General features: G+C 71.1%; 14 protein-coding genes and 1 pseudogene. 9 read left to right on the top strand and 6 right to left on the bottom strand.

Going from position 1 to position 16038, the window contains the following annotated elements:
• Window positions 1-200: 200 nt before the first annotated feature.
• Window positions 201-776, bottom strand: a complete 576-nt coding sequence (locus ACGFNN_RS20000) for an NUDIX hydrolase (protein ID WP_393557500.1) — start codon at window positions 774-776, stop codon at window positions 201-203.
• Window positions 777-839: 63 nt separating this feature from the next.
• Complete coding sequence (locus ACGFNN_RS20005) at window positions 840-2384, bottom strand: substrate-binding domain-containing protein (protein WP_393557502.1); 1545 nt, start codon at window positions 2382-2384, stop codon at window positions 840-842.
• 301 nt (window positions 2385-2685) lie between these two features.
• On the opposite strand from ACGFNN_RS20005, the gene ACGFNN_RS20010 reads away from it, so the two are divergent.
• From ACGFNN_RS20010 to ACGFNN_RS20020, 3 genes are all read left to right on the top strand, one after another.
• Window positions 2686-3570, top strand: coding sequence for a glycoside hydrolase family 19 protein (locus tag ACGFNN_RS20010; protein WP_362546141.1), 885 nt, complete (start codon window positions 2686-2688; stop codon window positions 3568-3570).
• A gap of 97 nt (window positions 3571-3667) precedes the next feature.
• The gene (locus ACGFNN_RS20015) at window positions 3668-4168 is read left to right on the top strand and encodes a hypothetical protein (RefSeq protein WP_393557504.1); all 501 of its coding nucleotides are present in this window, start codon (window positions 3668-3670) and stop codon (window positions 4166-4168) included.
• Between the two features lie 565 nt (window positions 4169-4733).
• A complete protein-coding gene (locus ACGFNN_RS20020; protein ID WP_393557754.1) occupies window positions 4734-6305 on the top strand; it encodes a helix-turn-helix domain-containing protein in 1572 nt (523 codons plus the stop codon).
• Between the two features lie 59 nt (window positions 6306-6364).
• Here the strand turns inward: ACGFNN_RS20020 and ACGFNN_RS20025 are convergent, their stop codons facing one another.
• The 3 genes and pseudogenes from ACGFNN_RS20025 to ACGFNN_RS20035 form a co-directional block, all read right to left on the bottom strand.
• Entirely contained in the window at window positions 6365-8323 is a 1959-nt protein-coding gene (locus ACGFNN_RS20025) for a protein kinase (protein WP_393557506.1), read from the bottom strand.
• Window positions 8324-8576: 253 nt separating this feature from the next.
• A pseudogene (locus ACGFNN_RS20030) lies at window positions 8577-9116 on the bottom strand (MarR family winged helix-turn-helix transcriptional regulator); the annotation flags it as partial.
• The gene (locus ACGFNN_RS20035; protein WP_393557508.1) at window positions 9113-9724 is read right to left on the bottom strand and encodes a DJ-1/PfpI family protein; all 612 of its coding nucleotides are present in this window, start codon (window positions 9722-9724) and stop codon (window positions 9113-9115) included. The gene ACGFNN_RS20035 and the pseudogene ACGFNN_RS20030, both read right to left, overlap by 4 nt.
• 192 nt (window positions 9725-9916) lie before the next feature.
• Here ACGFNN_RS20035 and ACGFNN_RS20040 point away from each other — a divergent pair, with 192 nt between their 5' ends.
• The 3 genes from ACGFNN_RS20040 to ACGFNN_RS20050 all read left to right on the top strand — a co-directional run bounded on the left by ACGFNN_RS20040 (window position 9917) and on the right by ACGFNN_RS20050 (window position 13009).
• Entirely contained in the window at window positions 9917-11290 is a 1374-nt protein-coding gene (locus ACGFNN_RS20040; protein ID WP_393557510.1) for an aspartate aminotransferase family protein, read from the top strand.
• Between the two features lie 88 nt (window positions 11291-11378).
• Entirely contained in the window at window positions 11379-12098 is a 720-nt protein-coding gene (locus tag ACGFNN_RS20045; protein WP_393557512.1) for a GntR family transcriptional regulator, read from the top strand.
• A gap of 260 nt (window positions 12099-12358) precedes the next feature.
• Window positions 12359-13009: a hypothetical protein gene (locus tag ACGFNN_RS20050; RefSeq protein ID WP_362546158.1), complete on the top strand. Its 651-nt coding sequence runs from the start codon at window positions 12359-12361 to the stop codon at window positions 13007-13009.
• 99 nt (window positions 13010-13108) lie between these two features.
• Here ACGFNN_RS20050 and ACGFNN_RS20055 read toward each other — a convergent pair whose 3' ends face one another.
• Window positions 13109-13897: an SLATT domain-containing protein gene (locus ACGFNN_RS20055; RefSeq protein WP_362546160.1), complete on the bottom strand. Its 789-nt coding sequence runs from the start codon at window positions 13895-13897 to the stop codon at window positions 13109-13111.
• Between the two features lie 361 nt (window positions 13898-14258).
• Between ACGFNN_RS20055 and ACGFNN_RS20060 the strand changes: the two genes are divergently transcribed.
• From ACGFNN_RS20060 to ACGFNN_RS20070, 3 genes are all read left to right on the top strand, one after another.
• The gene (locus ACGFNN_RS20060; protein ID WP_362546522.1) at window positions 14259-14594 is read left to right on the top strand and encodes a YbaB/EbfC family nucleoid-associated protein; all 336 of its coding nucleotides are present in this window, start codon (window positions 14259-14261) and stop codon (window positions 14592-14594) included.
• Window positions 14595-14655: 61 nt separating this feature from the next.
• Window positions 14656-15255, top strand: coding sequence for a recombination mediator RecR (gene recR / locus ACGFNN_RS20065; RefSeq protein ID WP_362546163.1), 600 nt, complete (start codon window positions 14656-14658; stop codon window positions 15253-15255).
• 84 nt (window positions 15256-15339) lie between these two features.
• Window positions 15340-15999, top strand: a complete 660-nt coding sequence (locus tag ACGFNN_RS20070; RefSeq protein ID WP_362546166.1) for a DUF5063 domain-containing protein — start codon at window positions 15340-15342, stop codon at window positions 15997-15999.
• Window positions 16000-16038 lie beyond the last annotated feature (39 nt).

A 16038-nucleotide genomic window follows, 5' to 3' on the forward strand; every position in this document is an offset into this window, starting at 1 on the left:
CGGCCCCCCCCCCCGCGCCCCCCCCCCCGCGCGCCCCCGCCCCCCCCCCCCCCCCCGCCCGGGGGGGCCCCCCCCCCCCGCGGGGGGGGGCCCCCCCCCGGGGGGGGGCCCCCCCCCCCCCCGGGGGGCCCCCCCCGCCGCCGTTCGTCAGGGGTGGAGCGAGCCGCCGCTGACCGCGGGTGGCCGGAGACGGTCCTGTGTCAGGGCAACTGCCGGCTGAAGGCGACCGCGAAGGACGCTCCGGCCGCGCAGCACACCAGCACCGACGGCACCACCCAGCGGGCCCTGGGCTCCCCGCGCAGGGGAGCCGTCAGCCGGCGCTGGAGGCCGGCGACGCCGTACAGGGCGGCGAACGCGGCGATCGAGACGGGCGCGGCGACGGCGAAGTGGGCGAGCCACGCGCCCGTCCGCCCGGGACCTCCCCAGGAGTGGTCGTAGGGCCCCTGGTCCACGAGCCCGTAGAACGGCCCGCGGGCCACCGCCGTCAGGAGCACGGCGGTGAGGACCAGGGACAGCGCGCCCAGCAGCGCCGTGGCTCCGGCCAGGGCGGCCATCCGTGTCCTGCCCGGCCTCGAAGTACGCTGCCCGGCGGCCGCCGGATCCGACTTCAGGAGAGCGTGTACGGAACCCTCGCGGCCGGCGACGGCCATGAGGAGGGCGGCCACGCCCCGGGGCAGCAGGGTGACCGCGGTCAGTGCCTGCCGGGCGATGCGACGCGCGGCGTGAGAAGGGGCGGTGGCCGTGGGCCGGGAGGAACGCTGCCTTGTGGTGTCCATGGGCGCGGAGGCTAAGGCCGGGCCGGAACCGGACACGAGACACCGAGGTACTGTTCGCGCCCCCTACCCGGGTAGGGCCCAGCCCTCCCCGCAGAGCCGCGTCCCCTTCGGCGTCGCGCACGGCAGGTGGCCGTTGGTGCGCATGATCTCCTCGCCGTAGTTGTCCAGGTAGTTCAGGAAGCCGGCCACCAGTGAGTCGGCGGGCGGCGACCCGTAGGTGTAGGCGTACTCGATCTCCCGGTACGGATAGCTGCTGGTATCGAGGGTGTCTACGGAGGGGAAGGCGCCGTCGATGGAGGTCCGGTGGGCGCCGTCCGGCACGGTACCGCCGCGCAGTTCGGTGTAACCGATCGCCCCGTCGAGCCTGGCGACCTCTGCCAGGACCTGGTCGGTCCCGTCGAGTTCGCAGCGCAGTACCGGGGCGTCGGCGTAGTCCTTGGTGGTGCAGTCGCGTGAGGAGGTCGCGGGCTCGTTGGCGTCCAGGACGCGACGTTGGAACACCTCCCGCGTGCCGGAGTTGGCGTCCCGGCTGACGAGCCGGATGTCCAGGTCGGGGCCGTCCGCGGCGAGCTGGTTCCAGTTGACGATCTCACCGCGGTAGATCTTCCTGATCTGGTCGAGGGAGAGGTTCTTCACGGGCACGCTGTCGTTGACGACCAGCGAGAACAGGGAGATCGCCACCTCCTTCCCGTGCAGGGAGGTGAGAGCGGCCGGCCGGGGACCGTCGGACAGCGCGATCATGGAGGGGGAGCGGGATGCCCCGGCGCCCTCCCTGTCGAGCTTCCGCACACCGGCGTTGCTGCCGTGGATGTCCAGGCGGATCGTGGCGCCCTCGCACTCCTCCTCGTACTTCTGTTTCAGCTCCTCCACGACCGGCCTGAACGCGGTGGATCCGGTGATCGTCAGGGTGCCCTTGGCGCAGTCCATCGGGGGCGGCGAATCGTCCCGGACGACGATGATTCCGGCGAGCGTGACGACGCAGGTGGTGAGGGCCACGGTGATGATTCTGGACGCCGGGCCGAACAGCGGAGGCTTCTCGTCGGGGCGGGCCGCCTTGTTCCGCGCGACCACGCCGTCCCGGATGCCTCCGGTGATCCTGATCGGACCGCCGACGTGCGAACCGGTCAGCAGGACCAGGAGCTTGAAGTGTTCGTTGCGGTTGAGCGGGACTCGTGGCAGCCGGATGAACGAGCCGTCGTGGCGCAGCCCAGCGGCGGGGGTGAAGTGGTCCGCCAGATGGTCGGCGTCGGACGAGTGGGTCACGGCGATCCCACGGACCGTGCGTCCGGTGAACTCCACCGTCAGTCCGTTGAGTTCACCGCGGCCGGTGTAGTCCTCGTAGCCGATCGACTGCGAGCCGTCGTTCTCCACGCGCAGCAGGACGAGAGTGGCGTCGGCCATGTCGGGGGTCTCGTCGAAGAGACCGAGCCGGACGTTCGCCCGGCCCTGGCTGACCTCACTGCCTATAGGGGTGTCCATCTGCACGCGGTAGCCGATGCGTTTACGGCGCGGGACGCGGCGTTCGTACCAGAGCACGCCCGCCGAAGTGGCCACGCCGAGAAACGCGGTGAGGACGGCGATGATGTTCTCCGCGCTGACCCACTCCATGTGCCTCGCGCTCCCCCGTGTGCCCGTGTGCCCGTGCGCCCCTGTCGTGTGCCGGTCACCGTAGAGCTGGGAGGGTGTGCGCGGGGCCGGCTGCGGGCTTCCTTCCGGTGATGTTCGTCCGGCGTTCAACGTGGCGGTTCTGTTGTTCAACACGCGTGCGGGGGAGTGCAGTTGGCAAGGGAGCCGCCAGACGTGAGTTTTGGTCTAGACCTTGACAGGTCCAGACCATCAGCGCTTGGGTATCCGTACCCCCCATGGCGGCGCACGCTCGGCGCGAGCGCCGCGCCGAAGGAGTGATCACGTGTTCAAACGTGTCATGAGCCTGATTGCCGCGCTGGCCGCGGTCGTCGCGACGTTCGTCCTCCTCCCCGCCACGACCGCTTCGGCGGCCGCGTGCGCCCCCGCGTGGAGTGCCTCGGCCGTCTACGTGGGCGGCGGCTCCGCCTCGTACAACGGGCACAACTGGTCGGCGAAGTGGTGGACGCAGAACGAGCGGCCAGGCTCGGCCGACGTCTGGGCCGACCAGGGTGCCTGCGGGACCGGCGGCACCACCGACCCGGACCCCTCGGGCTTCGTCGTCAGCGAGGCGCAGTTCAACCAGATGTTCCCGAACAGGAACTCCTTCTACACCTACAGCGGTCTCACCGCGGCGCTCAGCGCCTACCCGGGCTTCGCCAACACCGGCAGTGACGCGGTGAAGAAGCAGGAGGCCGCGGCCTTCCTCGCGAACGTCAGCCACGAGACCGGCGGGCTGGTGTACATCAAGGAGATCAACGAGGCCAACTACCCGCACTACTGCGACGCCACCCAGTCCTACGGCTGCCCGGCAGGTCAGGCCGCCTACTACGGCCGTGGTCCCATCCAGCTCAGCTGGAACTTCAACTACAAGGCCGCCGGTGACGCCCTCGGCATCGACCTGCTCGGCAATCCGTACCTCGTCGAGCAGAACGCCTCCGTGGCCTGGAAGACCGGTCTCTGGTACTGGAACACCCAGTCCGGCCCCGGCACCATGACGCCGCACAACGCGATGGTCAACGGCGCCGGCTTCGGTGAGACCATCCGTTCCATCAACGGCAGCCTGGAGTGCAACGGCGGCAACCCGGCCCAGGTGCAGAGCCGTATCGACAAGTACCAGGCGTTCGTCCAGATCCTCGGAACCACCCCCGGCTCGAACCTGAGCTGCTGAACCTGGTCCGTCCCGGGGATCGGGGGCGTGTCCGGCCGACGGCCGGGCGCGCCCCCGATTCGTCTGCCGGTGGCGGGCGTTGGCAGGATCGGGTCCCATGACCACGGACAGCGGTGACGCACCGCACGAGACGCACGCGGCCCTCCTCGCCCGGATCGACGGCCTCCTGGCCCTGCCCTTCCCCGTGGGGGAGGAGAGTTCGGACGATGAAGGGCGGAGCAGCGGGCCGGGGCACCACCTGCTGATCCTGCGCGCCGGCGAGGACTTCTGGGACGACCGTTCCCCGGAGACGGTGGAGCCCGCCGAGCAGGAGATCGAGGCGGACTTCAGTGCACTGGCCACCGCGCTGAGCGAGCGGTGGGGCGAACCGAGGACCGTGGACCTCTGGCCCTGGCTCGAGGAGGACGAGGAGGACGAGGAGGGCGGTGAGGCTGTCCCCGAGCCCCTGGGGCAACTCTGCAACCTGGCGGGCAGCATGCAGGTCTGGCAGCCGCCCGGAGGAACGCGATGGCTCGGTCTCACCGTGGGACAGGCCGACCCCGAGTTCCCCATCTGGCTGCTGGCCGCGGTGGGGGAGACGGCGATCCTGCCGGCTTGAGGGCGTTGCGGGCGTTGCGGGGGTGGGGTGGCTTGGGGCGGGCCGGGCCCGGCACGGTCGCGAGGTGCCGCTCCAGCCGTACGAGTTGAGCCCCATGAGTGCTGAGCCGTACGAGTCGGCCCGAACGAGGCGCGGCGGGCCCTAAGGGCACGAGGCGCGGCGGGCCGTCCGTGGGAAGCAGCGGCGGGCGACGACAGCGACCACCCCCGTGAGCCGCTGCCGTCGCGTGCCGTCCGGACGTCCCCCGACGTCCTCGGGCTTCCCGGTGGGTGCCTTCAGGATGTCCCCCGATGCCTTCGGGCCGGCCCCCGGATGTGTGCCGGCCGGACGTCCCCGACGCCCTCCGACCTCCGGATCCAGAACGTCCGGACGTCCCCCGACGTCCTCCGGACGTCCCGGAACACCCCGTGACTCTAGAGGGACTTGGCGGCCCGGGGGGAGAATCAGTTCGCACCGTGTGGATCCCGACGGGTATCAAACCGCACAACCGGACCGGTACTCTGCACTCCGGTTTCGGGGAGGTGAGGGCGTGCGCGCGCGTGAAAGGGCCGACGACGTACTGCTGATGTACCGGCTGGCCCGAACTGGAGGGACCCCCGAGCTGCTGCGCGGTCTGGCCCGGCGGGCGGACGGCTGGGCGGGGATCCTCGATGCCGACGGGACTCTGCTCCAGGCTGTCGCGGGCAACATCCACCTGCCTGCTCACGAGGCGGCGGACCTCGCCGCCCGGGCCGCACGGGAGCTGACGGTGCGCGGAGCGTCCTCCTACGCCCTCGACGCCGACGGTCGTGCGGCCTTGCTGTTCCCGATGGAGCGGAATCACCGGAACCTCTCGCCCGAATTGAGCCGTCACGACGGCACCTCCTCCGACCGCGGCTTCGCCGACCGGTCCTCGCCGGACCGGGCCCCGCTCGACGGGGCGTCCGGGAAGCACGGCCCTGTCGTCGCCGTGGTCGCGCCCGGGCCCATGCCTGAGGGGCTGCCGACGCTGCTGGCCGATGCCGTGATGCCCCTGGGACTCTCGTGGGCGGCGGAGAGCGTCGAACGCAAGCGCCGCCGGGTGGACCTGGCCGAGTCACGTGGCCGTGAGGCGGTGCTGCATCTGCTCATGACGGGCCAGCTCTCCATCGCCCACCAGGTGGCGGGCGCGCTGAGGCCCCGACTCCCCGATCCCGTCCGAGTCTGCGTCGTCGAATGCTCCGGGAGCCGGCGGGACGAGGTGGCCCGCATCTGCGCCGAGACCTCGGGCGGCCGGACCTGGATCGTGCGCTGCCCGGTCTACGCGCGCCATCTGATCCTGATCGTGCCGGCGGACGAAGAGGCCGAGGAACGGACACCGGGGAGTGGCTGCACACTCGGTCTGGCGGTCGCTGATCTCGTGGACGACTGCGTGGTCGGTGTCAGCGAGGAGGTGCGCCTGCCGGACACCGCGACCGCCTACCAGCAGGCGTTCCACGCCCTTGCCGTCGCCCGTGGACTTCCTGGACGCCACGCCAGGTTCGGGGCCATGCCTGAACCCGCGCTGCTCGTCGGCGCCGCCGGAGCGAGCTGGGCGGACGCGCTCCTGGCGCCGCTCCTCAACCATCTGCCGCGTCGCTCCCAGGACCCGAACAGCCAGGAACTCTCGGCGACCGTCGCGTCCTGGCTGGCGTTCTCCTCGCACGCCACCCAGCACCTGAAGATCCACCGCAACACGCTCGCCGCCCGGTTGAAGTTCGTCGGTGAACTCCTCGGCCTGGATCTGAACCGGGTCGAGGACCAGGCAGCCGTCGACCTCGCCCTCCGTATCAGGGCGACCCCGATGCTCCACCGGCCCGCGGCGGGAGTGCCGAGTGCGGGCGGGATCGCCGAGCCGCTGGACGCGGTCCTGCGGCTCCCCGGCGTCCAGGACTGGGCCGCTCAGCAGGTGCGTCTCCTCGCCGAGGCCGGTCCCGTGGGTGAGGAGACCTTGCGGATCTGGCTGGGCTGCGAGGCTCAGCTCAGCCCCACAGCGGCCGAACTGGGCATATCCGTAACGGGCGTCCGGAAGCGGCTCACCCGGCTCGAAGCCGTGCTGCGCCGGTCGCTCCTCCGGACGCCGAGCGCGCGGTACGACCTGTGGCTCGCTTTCCGGGCGGTGGACCTGGCCACGACCTGAGCCCCTGCCCGTCCCTCCGACCGAGAGCCCGGCCGGTACGCGTGCGTGGCAGGAACCCGTCAGCCGGACTTCGTGTACGTCAGGCTCTGGCCGGTGGCCGTGATCTCCCGGTGCAAGGTGCCGTCGGGCATCAGAGTCAGCACCGTGGGTTCTCCCGGAGTACACGAGGACATCGGTTCGCCCTCCGCGACGCGTGACGGTCCGATGCGGACCGGGCCGTCGCTGGACGGTTCGGCCGCCAGCGAGGCCCGGAAGACACAGCGGTACGTGCCTCCGCCGGCGAGCGGTCCCTCAGCGGTGAGGGTGAGCACCTGGTCGCCCACCATGCCCTGGGTCAACACGAGTTGGCGGGTGGACGCGCCTCCGTCGCCCTGGACCGTCCCGGTCCATGTCCCCAGGACGCCTGTGGGGATGACGCCGTCGGAAGACTCACCGTCGCCGTGGGCCTCCGTGGAGTCCCCGGAGGACTCGACTCCGGACGAGGACGCCCCACCGGAGCGCGACCCCCGGGTGCCGTCATCCCCGCTGCTCAGGAGGTCGTATACCCCCCAACCGGTGCCGAGCGCGACGAGCAGCGCCACCACGGACAGCAGCAGCGCGGAGCGCGCCCGCCCCCGGCGGGCTCCCGCTCCCGCCGGGGCGGGATGTCCCAGGACCTGGACCTCAGGCGGATACGGGCCGCCCGTGCTCGTGCCGTGGATACGGCCGGGAGGCTGTGGGTGGCCGTACGCCACATGCGCGGTCGGAGGAGCCGGCGTGGTCCGATCGGCTCCCGAGGGTTGGCCGAAGACGGTGCCGTCCGACCGCGGCGCCGTAGAAACCGGCCAGGCCGCCTGTTCCGGTGGAGTGGATACGGGTGCGGACCCAAGGGGCGCGACGACGGGCGAAGTGGATCCGGGCGGTGCCGATCCAGGCGGTGTGGATTCGGTCGATGCGGATCCGTGCGGTGCGAATGCAGGACGTGCGGCCACGGGTGGTGAGGCGGCAGGGGACGGGGCGACGGGTGGTGAGGTCGCCCCTTGTGGTGAGGGCTGGTCTCGCTCGAGGAGGGTCCTGCCGTCCCTCACCTGGGCTACTGCGGTTTCGTCGGAAGGGTCTTCGGAGTCGAGGAGCTCCACGGCATGCCGGCCGAGTTGGGCGATCAGCACGCCCGGGAGCCATGGCTCGGACGTGTCCGGGTCGTGCAGAAGCCGCAGGAGGGTGTCCGTGGCCGGCCGGCCGGCCGGATCCTTCACGAGGCAGTCCCCGATCAGCTCCACCATGCCCTCGGGAACACCGGTGAGGTCCGGGTCCTCCTCGGCGATGCGGAACATCAGGGCGTGGGCCCCGCCCTCCGCAGTACCGAACGGCAGCCGCCCGGTGACCGCGTAGACCAGCACAGAGGCCAGGCAGAAGACATCGCACGCAGGCGTCAGATGCTCGCCCCGTACCTGCTCCGGCGCCATGAACCCCGGAGACCCGACCAACGCCCCGGTGCGGGTGAGGCCTCCGTCCGAGACCAGGTCGAGGGCACGTGCGATGCCGAAGTCGATGACTCTGGGGCCGTCGATCGTCATCAGTACGTTGGAAGGCTTCAGGTCACGGTGGATCAGCCCGGCGCGATGGATGTCCTGGAGGGCCTCCGCCAGTCCCGCGCCCAGGATGCGCACGGAGCGCTCGGGAAGGGGGCCGTAGGCCTTCGAGGGCGACCCCGGGTCCGGCTGCCCGGAGACGATGCCGTGCAGGGAAGGGCCGGCGATGTAACCCGTCGCCACCCACGGCACCGCGGCGTCCACCCCGGCGTCCAGAACCGGAGCGGTCCAGGAACCACCTACCCGCCGTGCGGCCTGGACCTCGGCTCGGAACCGGTCGCGGAAATGCTGCTGCGCCGCGAGCTCGGGGCGTACGAGCTTGATGGCGACGGTGCGGCCCCGTTCGGACCGCGCCAGGAACACCTGCCCCATCCCCCCGGATCCGAGACGCCCCAACAGGCGGTACCCGTCGATGCGTTGTGGATCGCCGGAACCCAGTCTCTCCATGGCGCGCTTCCTCCCCCGTACGGCCGTAGCGGACCGTGGGTCGAGAATAGCGGCGGCCAGGCTCGCGCGGACTTCCTCATTCCTCGAGGGGTTCGAGCGGCCCCACCTCCGGTGACGTGGGCCGCGGGGTGGCGGGGGCAGGTGGCTTCGCCGGAGTGGCTGGCGCCGCGGGGTACGACAACGTGTCCAGGGACGCTGACGCTGACGCTGCGGAGGGCGAGGGTGAGGGCGAGGGCGAGGGCGAGGGCGGGGCGGAGTTCGGCGGCGGGAACGAGGCCGACGGTGGAGAGGTGAGTCTGTCCATGGCGATGGAGAGGCGCTCCAGCACCTCGACGGTGCGCGCGAACTGCTCCTCGCCCAGTTCCTCGGACAGCCTTGCGGCGAACTCCGAGTGGGCAGGGGATATGCGGCTCACGGCAGCCCTGCCCTCGGCGGTCGGCCGGAGCAGTTTGGCCCGACGGTGTGCCGGGTTCGTCGCGTACTCGGCGAGACCGAGATCGACCAGTAGGTCGGCGATCCGCTGCACGCTCTGCCGGGTGATCCCCATCGCCCGTGCGATCCCCGACACCGGCAGGGGCTCGGAGAGGACCGCGCCGAGAACCTGCCACCGGGCCGCGGTGAGCCCGGCCGGATCCGCCAGTTCCTCGGCGACGGAGAGGAACCTGCCGTTGAGGCGGAACACCCCGAGCGCGGTGCGGCTCAGGAGGTCCGCCGCGCCCTTGTGCCCGTCGGCAGTCTCGGACTGTGGCGCGTGCTCCGCCTGATCCGTGCGGCCGGTGAGGTTCTCCGTCATCCCTGCAGCACCTCGTACGCACCCTCGTCCGAGTCGTGGAAGAGCCGGAACCAGGCGTCGAGTCTCTTCGGGTCGAACACCCCGAGGAGTCCGAGGATCTCGCGGGCGAAGGCGACCGGTTCGGTCGGCCCGGCCGTGATGAGGGCACCCTCCGAGCCCCTGCCCGGATGCGTCACCGCGTCGGCGTCGACGTAGTGCTCACCGCCGGTGTACCCGGTGGCCGCGAGGTAGAAGGGCACCGCGCTCGTGTGCGCGCGGTCGTCGAGCAGGCCCTCGCGCGCCAGTCCCGCCGTCGCTCCGCAGATGCCCGCGACCGGGACCCCTGCCTCCAGGAAGGCCCTTGCCGCGCGGGCGAACGGGGCGAGGGTGTCGCCGGTGTCCCAGAGGGAGGCCCCGGTGAGCAGGAGCAGGTCGCTGTCCCGGGGATCCAGATCGGCCAGAGGAAGGTCGGGCTGGACCCTCAGGCCGCCCATGGTGGTGACGGGGGCGGTGGTGAGGCCGACCGTGCGCACGGTGTGGCCGTGCTGGGTGAGCTGGGCGGTCGCGAAGCCCGGCTCCCAGTCGGCGAAGGTGTCGTAGACGGCGAGATGGACGGTCCTGCGGGTCATGGTGACCTCCGGTCGCGGAGTGCGGATCCAGGGCTGACGACGAGGCGTATGACAGCATGTTGTCATCGTGGCAGCATGCTGTCAATAGCCGTTCCGGCTCCGGGAAAGACCCGACAGCCTGCCGAGCCGCAAGGCCCATGCCGTACACAGTGGCCATGGAGGACGGTCCCTGACGCCGCATACGCTCTCGGCATGACCTCAGACGCCTCCCGCGCCCCCTTCGTCGATCCCGCGGCTGGCGCGGCCGTGAAGGCCGCCGACCGCGCGCACGTATTCCACTCCTGGTCCGCCCAGGGCCTGATCGACCCGCTCGCCGTCGCCGGCGCCGAGGGGGCGTACTTCTGGGACTACGAGGGAAACCGCTATCTGGACTTCACCAGCGGCCTCGTCTTCACCAACATCGGTTACCAGCACCCCACCGTCGTCGCCGCCATCCAGGAACAGGCGGCCCGGCTCACCACCTTCGCGCCCGCGTTCGCCGTCGAGGCGCGCTCCGAGGCGGCCCGCCTCATCGCGGAGCGGACCCCCGGCGACCTGGACAAGATCTTCTTCACCAACGGCGGCGCCGAGGCGGTGGAGAACGCTGTCCGCATGGCCCGGCTGCACACCGGACGCCCGAAGGTGCTCTCGGCCTACCGCTCCTATCACGGGGCCACGGCCACCGCGATCAACCTGACGGGTGACCCGCGCCGCTGGCCGTCCGACACCGGCGCGGCCGGTGTGGTGCGCTTCTGGGCGCCGTTCCTCTACCGTTCGCCCTTCTACGCGCAGACCGAGGCCGAGGAGTGCGCCCGAGCGCTGCAGCACCTCGAGGACACGATCGCCTTCGAGGGCCCGTCGACCGTCGCCGCGATCATCCTGGAGACGATCCCCGGCACCGCGGGCATCATGACGCCGCCGCCCGGCTATCTCGCGGGCGTCCGGGAGATCTGTGACAGGTACGGGATCGTCTTCGTGCTGGACGAGGTGATGGCCGGATTCGGGCGTACCGGGAAGTGGTTCGCGGCCGAGCACGACGGGGTCGTTCCGGACCTGATGACCTTCGCCAAGGGCGTCAACTCCGGCTACGTGCCGCTGGGTGGCGTGGCCATCAACGCCGAGATCGCGGCGACGTTCGAGACCCGGCCGTACCCGGGAGGGCTCACCTACTCCGGCCATCCGCTGGCCTGTGCCGCCGCGGTCGCCACGATCCAGGTCATGGAGGAGGAGCGTGTCGTGGAGAGCGCCGCCCACCTCGGTGAACACGTGCTCGGTCCCGGGCTCCGCGAGCTCGCGGAGCGCCACCCCTGCGTCGGCGAGGTCCGGGGGACCGGCGCGTTCTGGGCGCTGGACCTCGTCCGTGACAGGGGGACCCGCGAGCCGCTCGTCCCGTACAACGCGACCGGCGATGCCAACGCCCCGATGGCGGCCTTCGGCGCGGCCTGCAGGAAGAACGGTCTCTGGCCCTTCATCAACATGAACCGCACCCACGTCGTCCCCGCCTGCAACATCACCGAGGCCGAGGCCAAGGAAGGGCTTGCCGCCCTGGACGCCGCTCTTACGGTCGCCGACGAGCACACCGTGTAGAGAACATCCGGTACGACGTCCTCCCGTGCCCGGAACCGGGCAGCGCCCTGGCTTAAGGTGGCCCAAGCCGAGAACGGGAGGGGGCGTCATGGGTGCGAGCGGTGGCGTGACCCGCAGCACGCTGCGGCAGCAGATCGCCGACGCACTGCGTGACGAGGTGCTCGCGGGACGTATGCAGCCGAGGGTGGAGTTCACCGTCAAGCAGATCGCCGAGCAGTACGGCGTGTCCGCGACGCCGGTCCGCGAAGCGCTTTTCGACCTCTCCGCACAGGGGCTTCTCGAGTCCGACCAGCACCGGGGCTTCCACGTCCGCGAGTTCACCGTCGCCGACTACCGTTCGATGGTGGAGGCACGGGCCCTGGTCATCGACGGCGTCTTCCGCGTGATCTTCGACGGGAGTGGTTCGGCGCCCGCAGTCCTCGGTGCCCACCAGGCCGCACTGGTCTCCGTGCGTCGCCGCGCCGAGGAGGCCGCACGGGCGGCGCGCTGCGGTGACCTCGACATCCTCATCGGCTACGACCTGCGGTTCTGGAAGGAACTCGGCACGGTCATCGGCAACGCCTACATCAACGAGTTCCTGCAGCGACTGCGCATGCAGGCCTGGGCCTTCGCCGTCCCGTACCTGCGTGGCGACGGCGACGCGCGCCAAGGCCTCTGGAGCGGTCACCAGGATCTGGTCGACGCGATCGCGGCCGCCGACGGTCCGGCGGTACGAGCCGTGCTGGACGCCTACTACGCGCACGGGCTCGACTGGGCGGACCGACTGGAATCGGGAGAGCTCCCCGGCCTCGGTCCCGGCCACCGCTGAGCGAGAGCGCCCCGGGCGTACGCCGACTCCGGGCGGATGCGGGGGCGCGGGACCCCGGCGCGACGGCATGAGCCGGCCTCCGGCACCGGCGGACGGCCACCGCCGTGTACGCCGTAGGGCACGTATCCCCTTGTCGCCCGGTCACGCATCCCCTGTCGCCCGGGCGTGCGCGGTCCGGGCGTCCACACCCTGTGCGTCGGGTCCCGTACCGCATTACGCTGTCCCGACCATCGCACGAACCCGTTGGAGAGCGAGACTTCGTGGCCTGTGACCTGTGGCTGGTCCCCCTCGTCGATGTGCTGTGCCACAGCCCCGACAACCCGTTCGCCGAAGAGATCGCCGTCTACGACAAGGCACTGGACGAGGCCGGCCTGCCGCCCGTCCCCGTCCACCCCTACATGCCCGGCCTCACCGGCGACGTCGCCCCCGTCGCGGGCTTCGACTACGACGCGCTGCACTTCCTGCGCCGCGCCTACCTGCTTCAGCTGAGCGGCCTCGCCGTGACGCCGGTGGACGAACTCGGCGGTGACTACGAGCAGTTGCTGGAAATGTTCGAGCAGAGCGCACAGGAGTCCCATCTGGTCTGGCATTACGACCACGCGGGCGCCTACATCCCGGTGGACTTCCCGCACCCGCTCTCCGACGACCAGCTCCTCGAGGGCGGCGGCCCGCTGGGGTCCTCCCACGGCCTGCTGCGGGAGCTCGAATTCGTCGCGCCCTCCATCGGGATCGACCCCGCGAACCCGCCTGCCGCGCCTCTTCCGCCCACCGGCCCGACCGAGTTGGAGGAGCCTGCCGCGCCGGTCCCGTACGACGACAACCCCTTCGCCAGGGAGCGGCACGTCTGGCTCGGGCTGCACGTGGCGGCCACCCGGAGCCTCGCCCAGGGATCGATGATCATCTTCAGTTGACCGGTCGGGCATCCCGGCGGTCGAGCGCCCGGAACGCCGCTCAGGGCAGCCGGGCCGACCCCGCGAGGATGCGGTCCGCCCGCGCGCCCGGGCGGCCGTTCATCTCGGAGGCTCGGGCGGCCGCTGGCGCGGCATGTTGGGCCTGGCCAAAGAAGGCATCGTCAGCCGCCCGGGCGGGGTGCCCGGTTCGGGGCGCCCGCCCGGCCCGCCCGAGAGCAGCGACTGCATCCCCATCGGCGCGGGACCGGCCCGGAACTCCACCATCCAGTCCGCCGTCTCCATCCGGACCAGCTCGGTGATGTCCTCGGAGAACCGGCGGAGCACCCCCAGGCAGCGCTCCGCCGCCTCGCTCGCGGTGCCTTCCGTCGGCCCCAGCACCTCCCTGACGCACTCGGACGACCAGTCGAACTGGAGCGCCTGCAGCCGCCGCTGTACGGCCTGCGCGGTCGCCAGGTTCCTTATCCAGCCTGAGGTCAGTCCGAAGTACCGGTCGCACGCCATGCACGCGGCCCCCAGCAGCAAGGACAGGTAACCCCAGCCGGCGGATCCGTGCAGTTCACCGGTCAGGTCGAGCAGAGGCAGCGCCGCCCCGGCCACCACTCCCGCCGCCGTCGCGAACCTGAGCAGCCGGGCCATACGGCGTTTGCGGACCCGGTCGCGCAGATACCAGTCGGCGGTCTCCAGCGCGCCGGCCTCGACCCAGCGGTACAGCTCGTCGAGCCGTTCGGCCGGCTCGCCCCAGTCGCCGAGGGGGAAGGCGCGGCCGGCCAGGTCGCGGGGCCCCGAACCGTCGCGCGTACCGGACCGTTCGGTTCCGGTACCTGTACCGGAACCCGCACCGGACTCCTTGCGGGGCGGCCCGTCGGGCTGCATCTCCGGCTGACTCACCGGGGCACTCCTCTGCACTCAGCGTTCGGCGCGTATCGAAGCGGATCGGCACGGCTCTCGGTCACGGAGGGGGCGATCACCGGCATATGACCGGAGCCCCTCCCGTGTAACTCTGCGTTACCTGCGATATGCGTACGGGTACGGATACGCATGCTCTTCCTACCGCCGAATGGTGGGCCGCGGAGGCGAAATCGCGTGATTCCCGGGTGGACACGGCCTCTGGTCAGGTATAGGAGCACGGCAGAAGGTTTTGAGAACTCACTCGAAAGAGTTGGTCCCCGGCGGGTGGGGCACGGTTTCCGCCGAGCACGTAGGCTCGGGATACCGAAACAATCCGTCGTCGAAGATGCCTGGAGTGACCGTGATTCCCGGTGGTGGCCAGCCCAACATGCAGCAGCTCCTCCAGCAGGCCCAGAAGATGCAGCAGGATCTCGCCGTCGCCCAGGAGGAGCTGGCGAGGACCGAGGTCGAGGGGCAGGCGGGCGGCGGCCTGGTGAAGGCCACGGTGACCGGCTCCGGCGAGCTCCGCGGCCTGGTGATCGATCCGGGCGCGGTGGACCCGGAGGACACCGAGACGCTCGCCGACCTCGTGGTCGCCGCGGTCCAGGCGGCGAACGAGAACGCCCAGCAGCTCCAGCAGCAGAAGCTGGGCCCGCTGGCGCAGGGCCTTGGTGGCATGCCGGGTCTCCCGTTCTGACCCCTGTAGCTACCCGGGCGTACCGGATACGGTACGAACAGGAAAAACGAGAGGCGTTCCGTTGTACGAAGGCGTGGTTCAGGAGCTGATCGACGAGCTGGGCAGGCTGCCGGGCGTCGGTCCCAAGAGCGCGCAGCGGATCGCCTTCCATGTCCTGCAGGCCGAGCCCACCGACGTGCGCCGCCTCGCCCACGCCCTTCTCGAGGTCAAGGACAAGGTCCGCTTCTGCGAGGTCTGCGGCAACGTCGCGCAGGAGGAGCAGTGCGGCATCTGCCGGGACGCGCGCCGTGACCGCTCGGTCATCTGCGTGGTGGAGGAGCCCAAGGACGTCGTCGCGATCGAGCGGACGCGCGAGTTCCGCGGCCGCTACCACGTGCTCGGCGGGGCGATCAGCCCGATCGAGGGTGTCGGTCCGGACGATCTGCGGATCAGGGAACTGCTGGCCCGTCTCGCGGACGGCTCCATCACGGAGCTGATCCTCGCCACGGACCCCAACCTGGAGGGCGAGGCCACGGCTACGTACCTCGCCCGGATGGTCAAGCCGATGGGCCTGCGGGTCACACGGCTGGCCAGTGGACTGCCCGTGGGCGGCGACCTGGAGTACGCGGACGAGGTGACTCTCGGCCGCGCCTTCGAGGGGAGGCGGCTGCTCGATGTCTGATCCGGCGTCTGACGGCCTCCTTACGTCCCGCGGCGATATGTTCTACCCACCGTTCGCGACCGTGCCCACGGGAGGTCACCCTCGATGTCTGACGCCACGCTGAACTCCGTCACGCAGGACCCGGACGATTTCGCGGTGCAGATCGCGGACCAGATCAAGACGTTCATCGTCGCGGTCACCGAGGTCTCCAAGGCAGAGGAGCCCGAGGAGGCCGTCCCGGTCCTGTTGCTCCAGGTCTCCCAGTTGCTGCTGGCGGGCGGCCGGCTCGGAGCCTACGAGGACATCCTCCCGGACGAGCGCTACGAGCCGGACCTGGGCGCCGAGCCGGACGCCGACGGCCTGCGCGAGCGCTTCGCGGAGCTCCTGGAGCCCATCGACGTCTACTCCGAGGTCTTCGACCCGTACGAGCCGCGGAAGGCCCCTGTGCCCCACCGGATCTCGGACGACCTGGCCGACCTGGTCACCGATCTCAGCCACGGCCTCGCCCACTACGAGGCGGACCGCACGGCGGAAGCCATGTGGTGGTGGCAGTTCTCGTACTTCTCCAACTGGGGATCCACCGCCTCGGCCGCCCTGCGCGCCCTCCAGTCGCTGATCGCCCACATCCGCCTGAACCAGCCGCTGCAGGAGCTCGACGGCCTGGACACGGACCAGGACCCCGGCGACGGGGACCTGGCGGAAGAGGCGGGACGTGTGATGGCCGAGGAGATCGGCCTCCCGCTGGGTCTGCGACCGGTCCTGTAGAACCCTCCTGCCGGGTCTGCGGCCGGGCGCGCAGAAGGG

This window comes from Streptomyces sp. NPDC048590, from assembly GCF_043199535.1.
GTDB lineage: Bacteria > Actinomycetota > Actinomycetes > Streptomycetales > Streptomycetaceae > Streptomyces.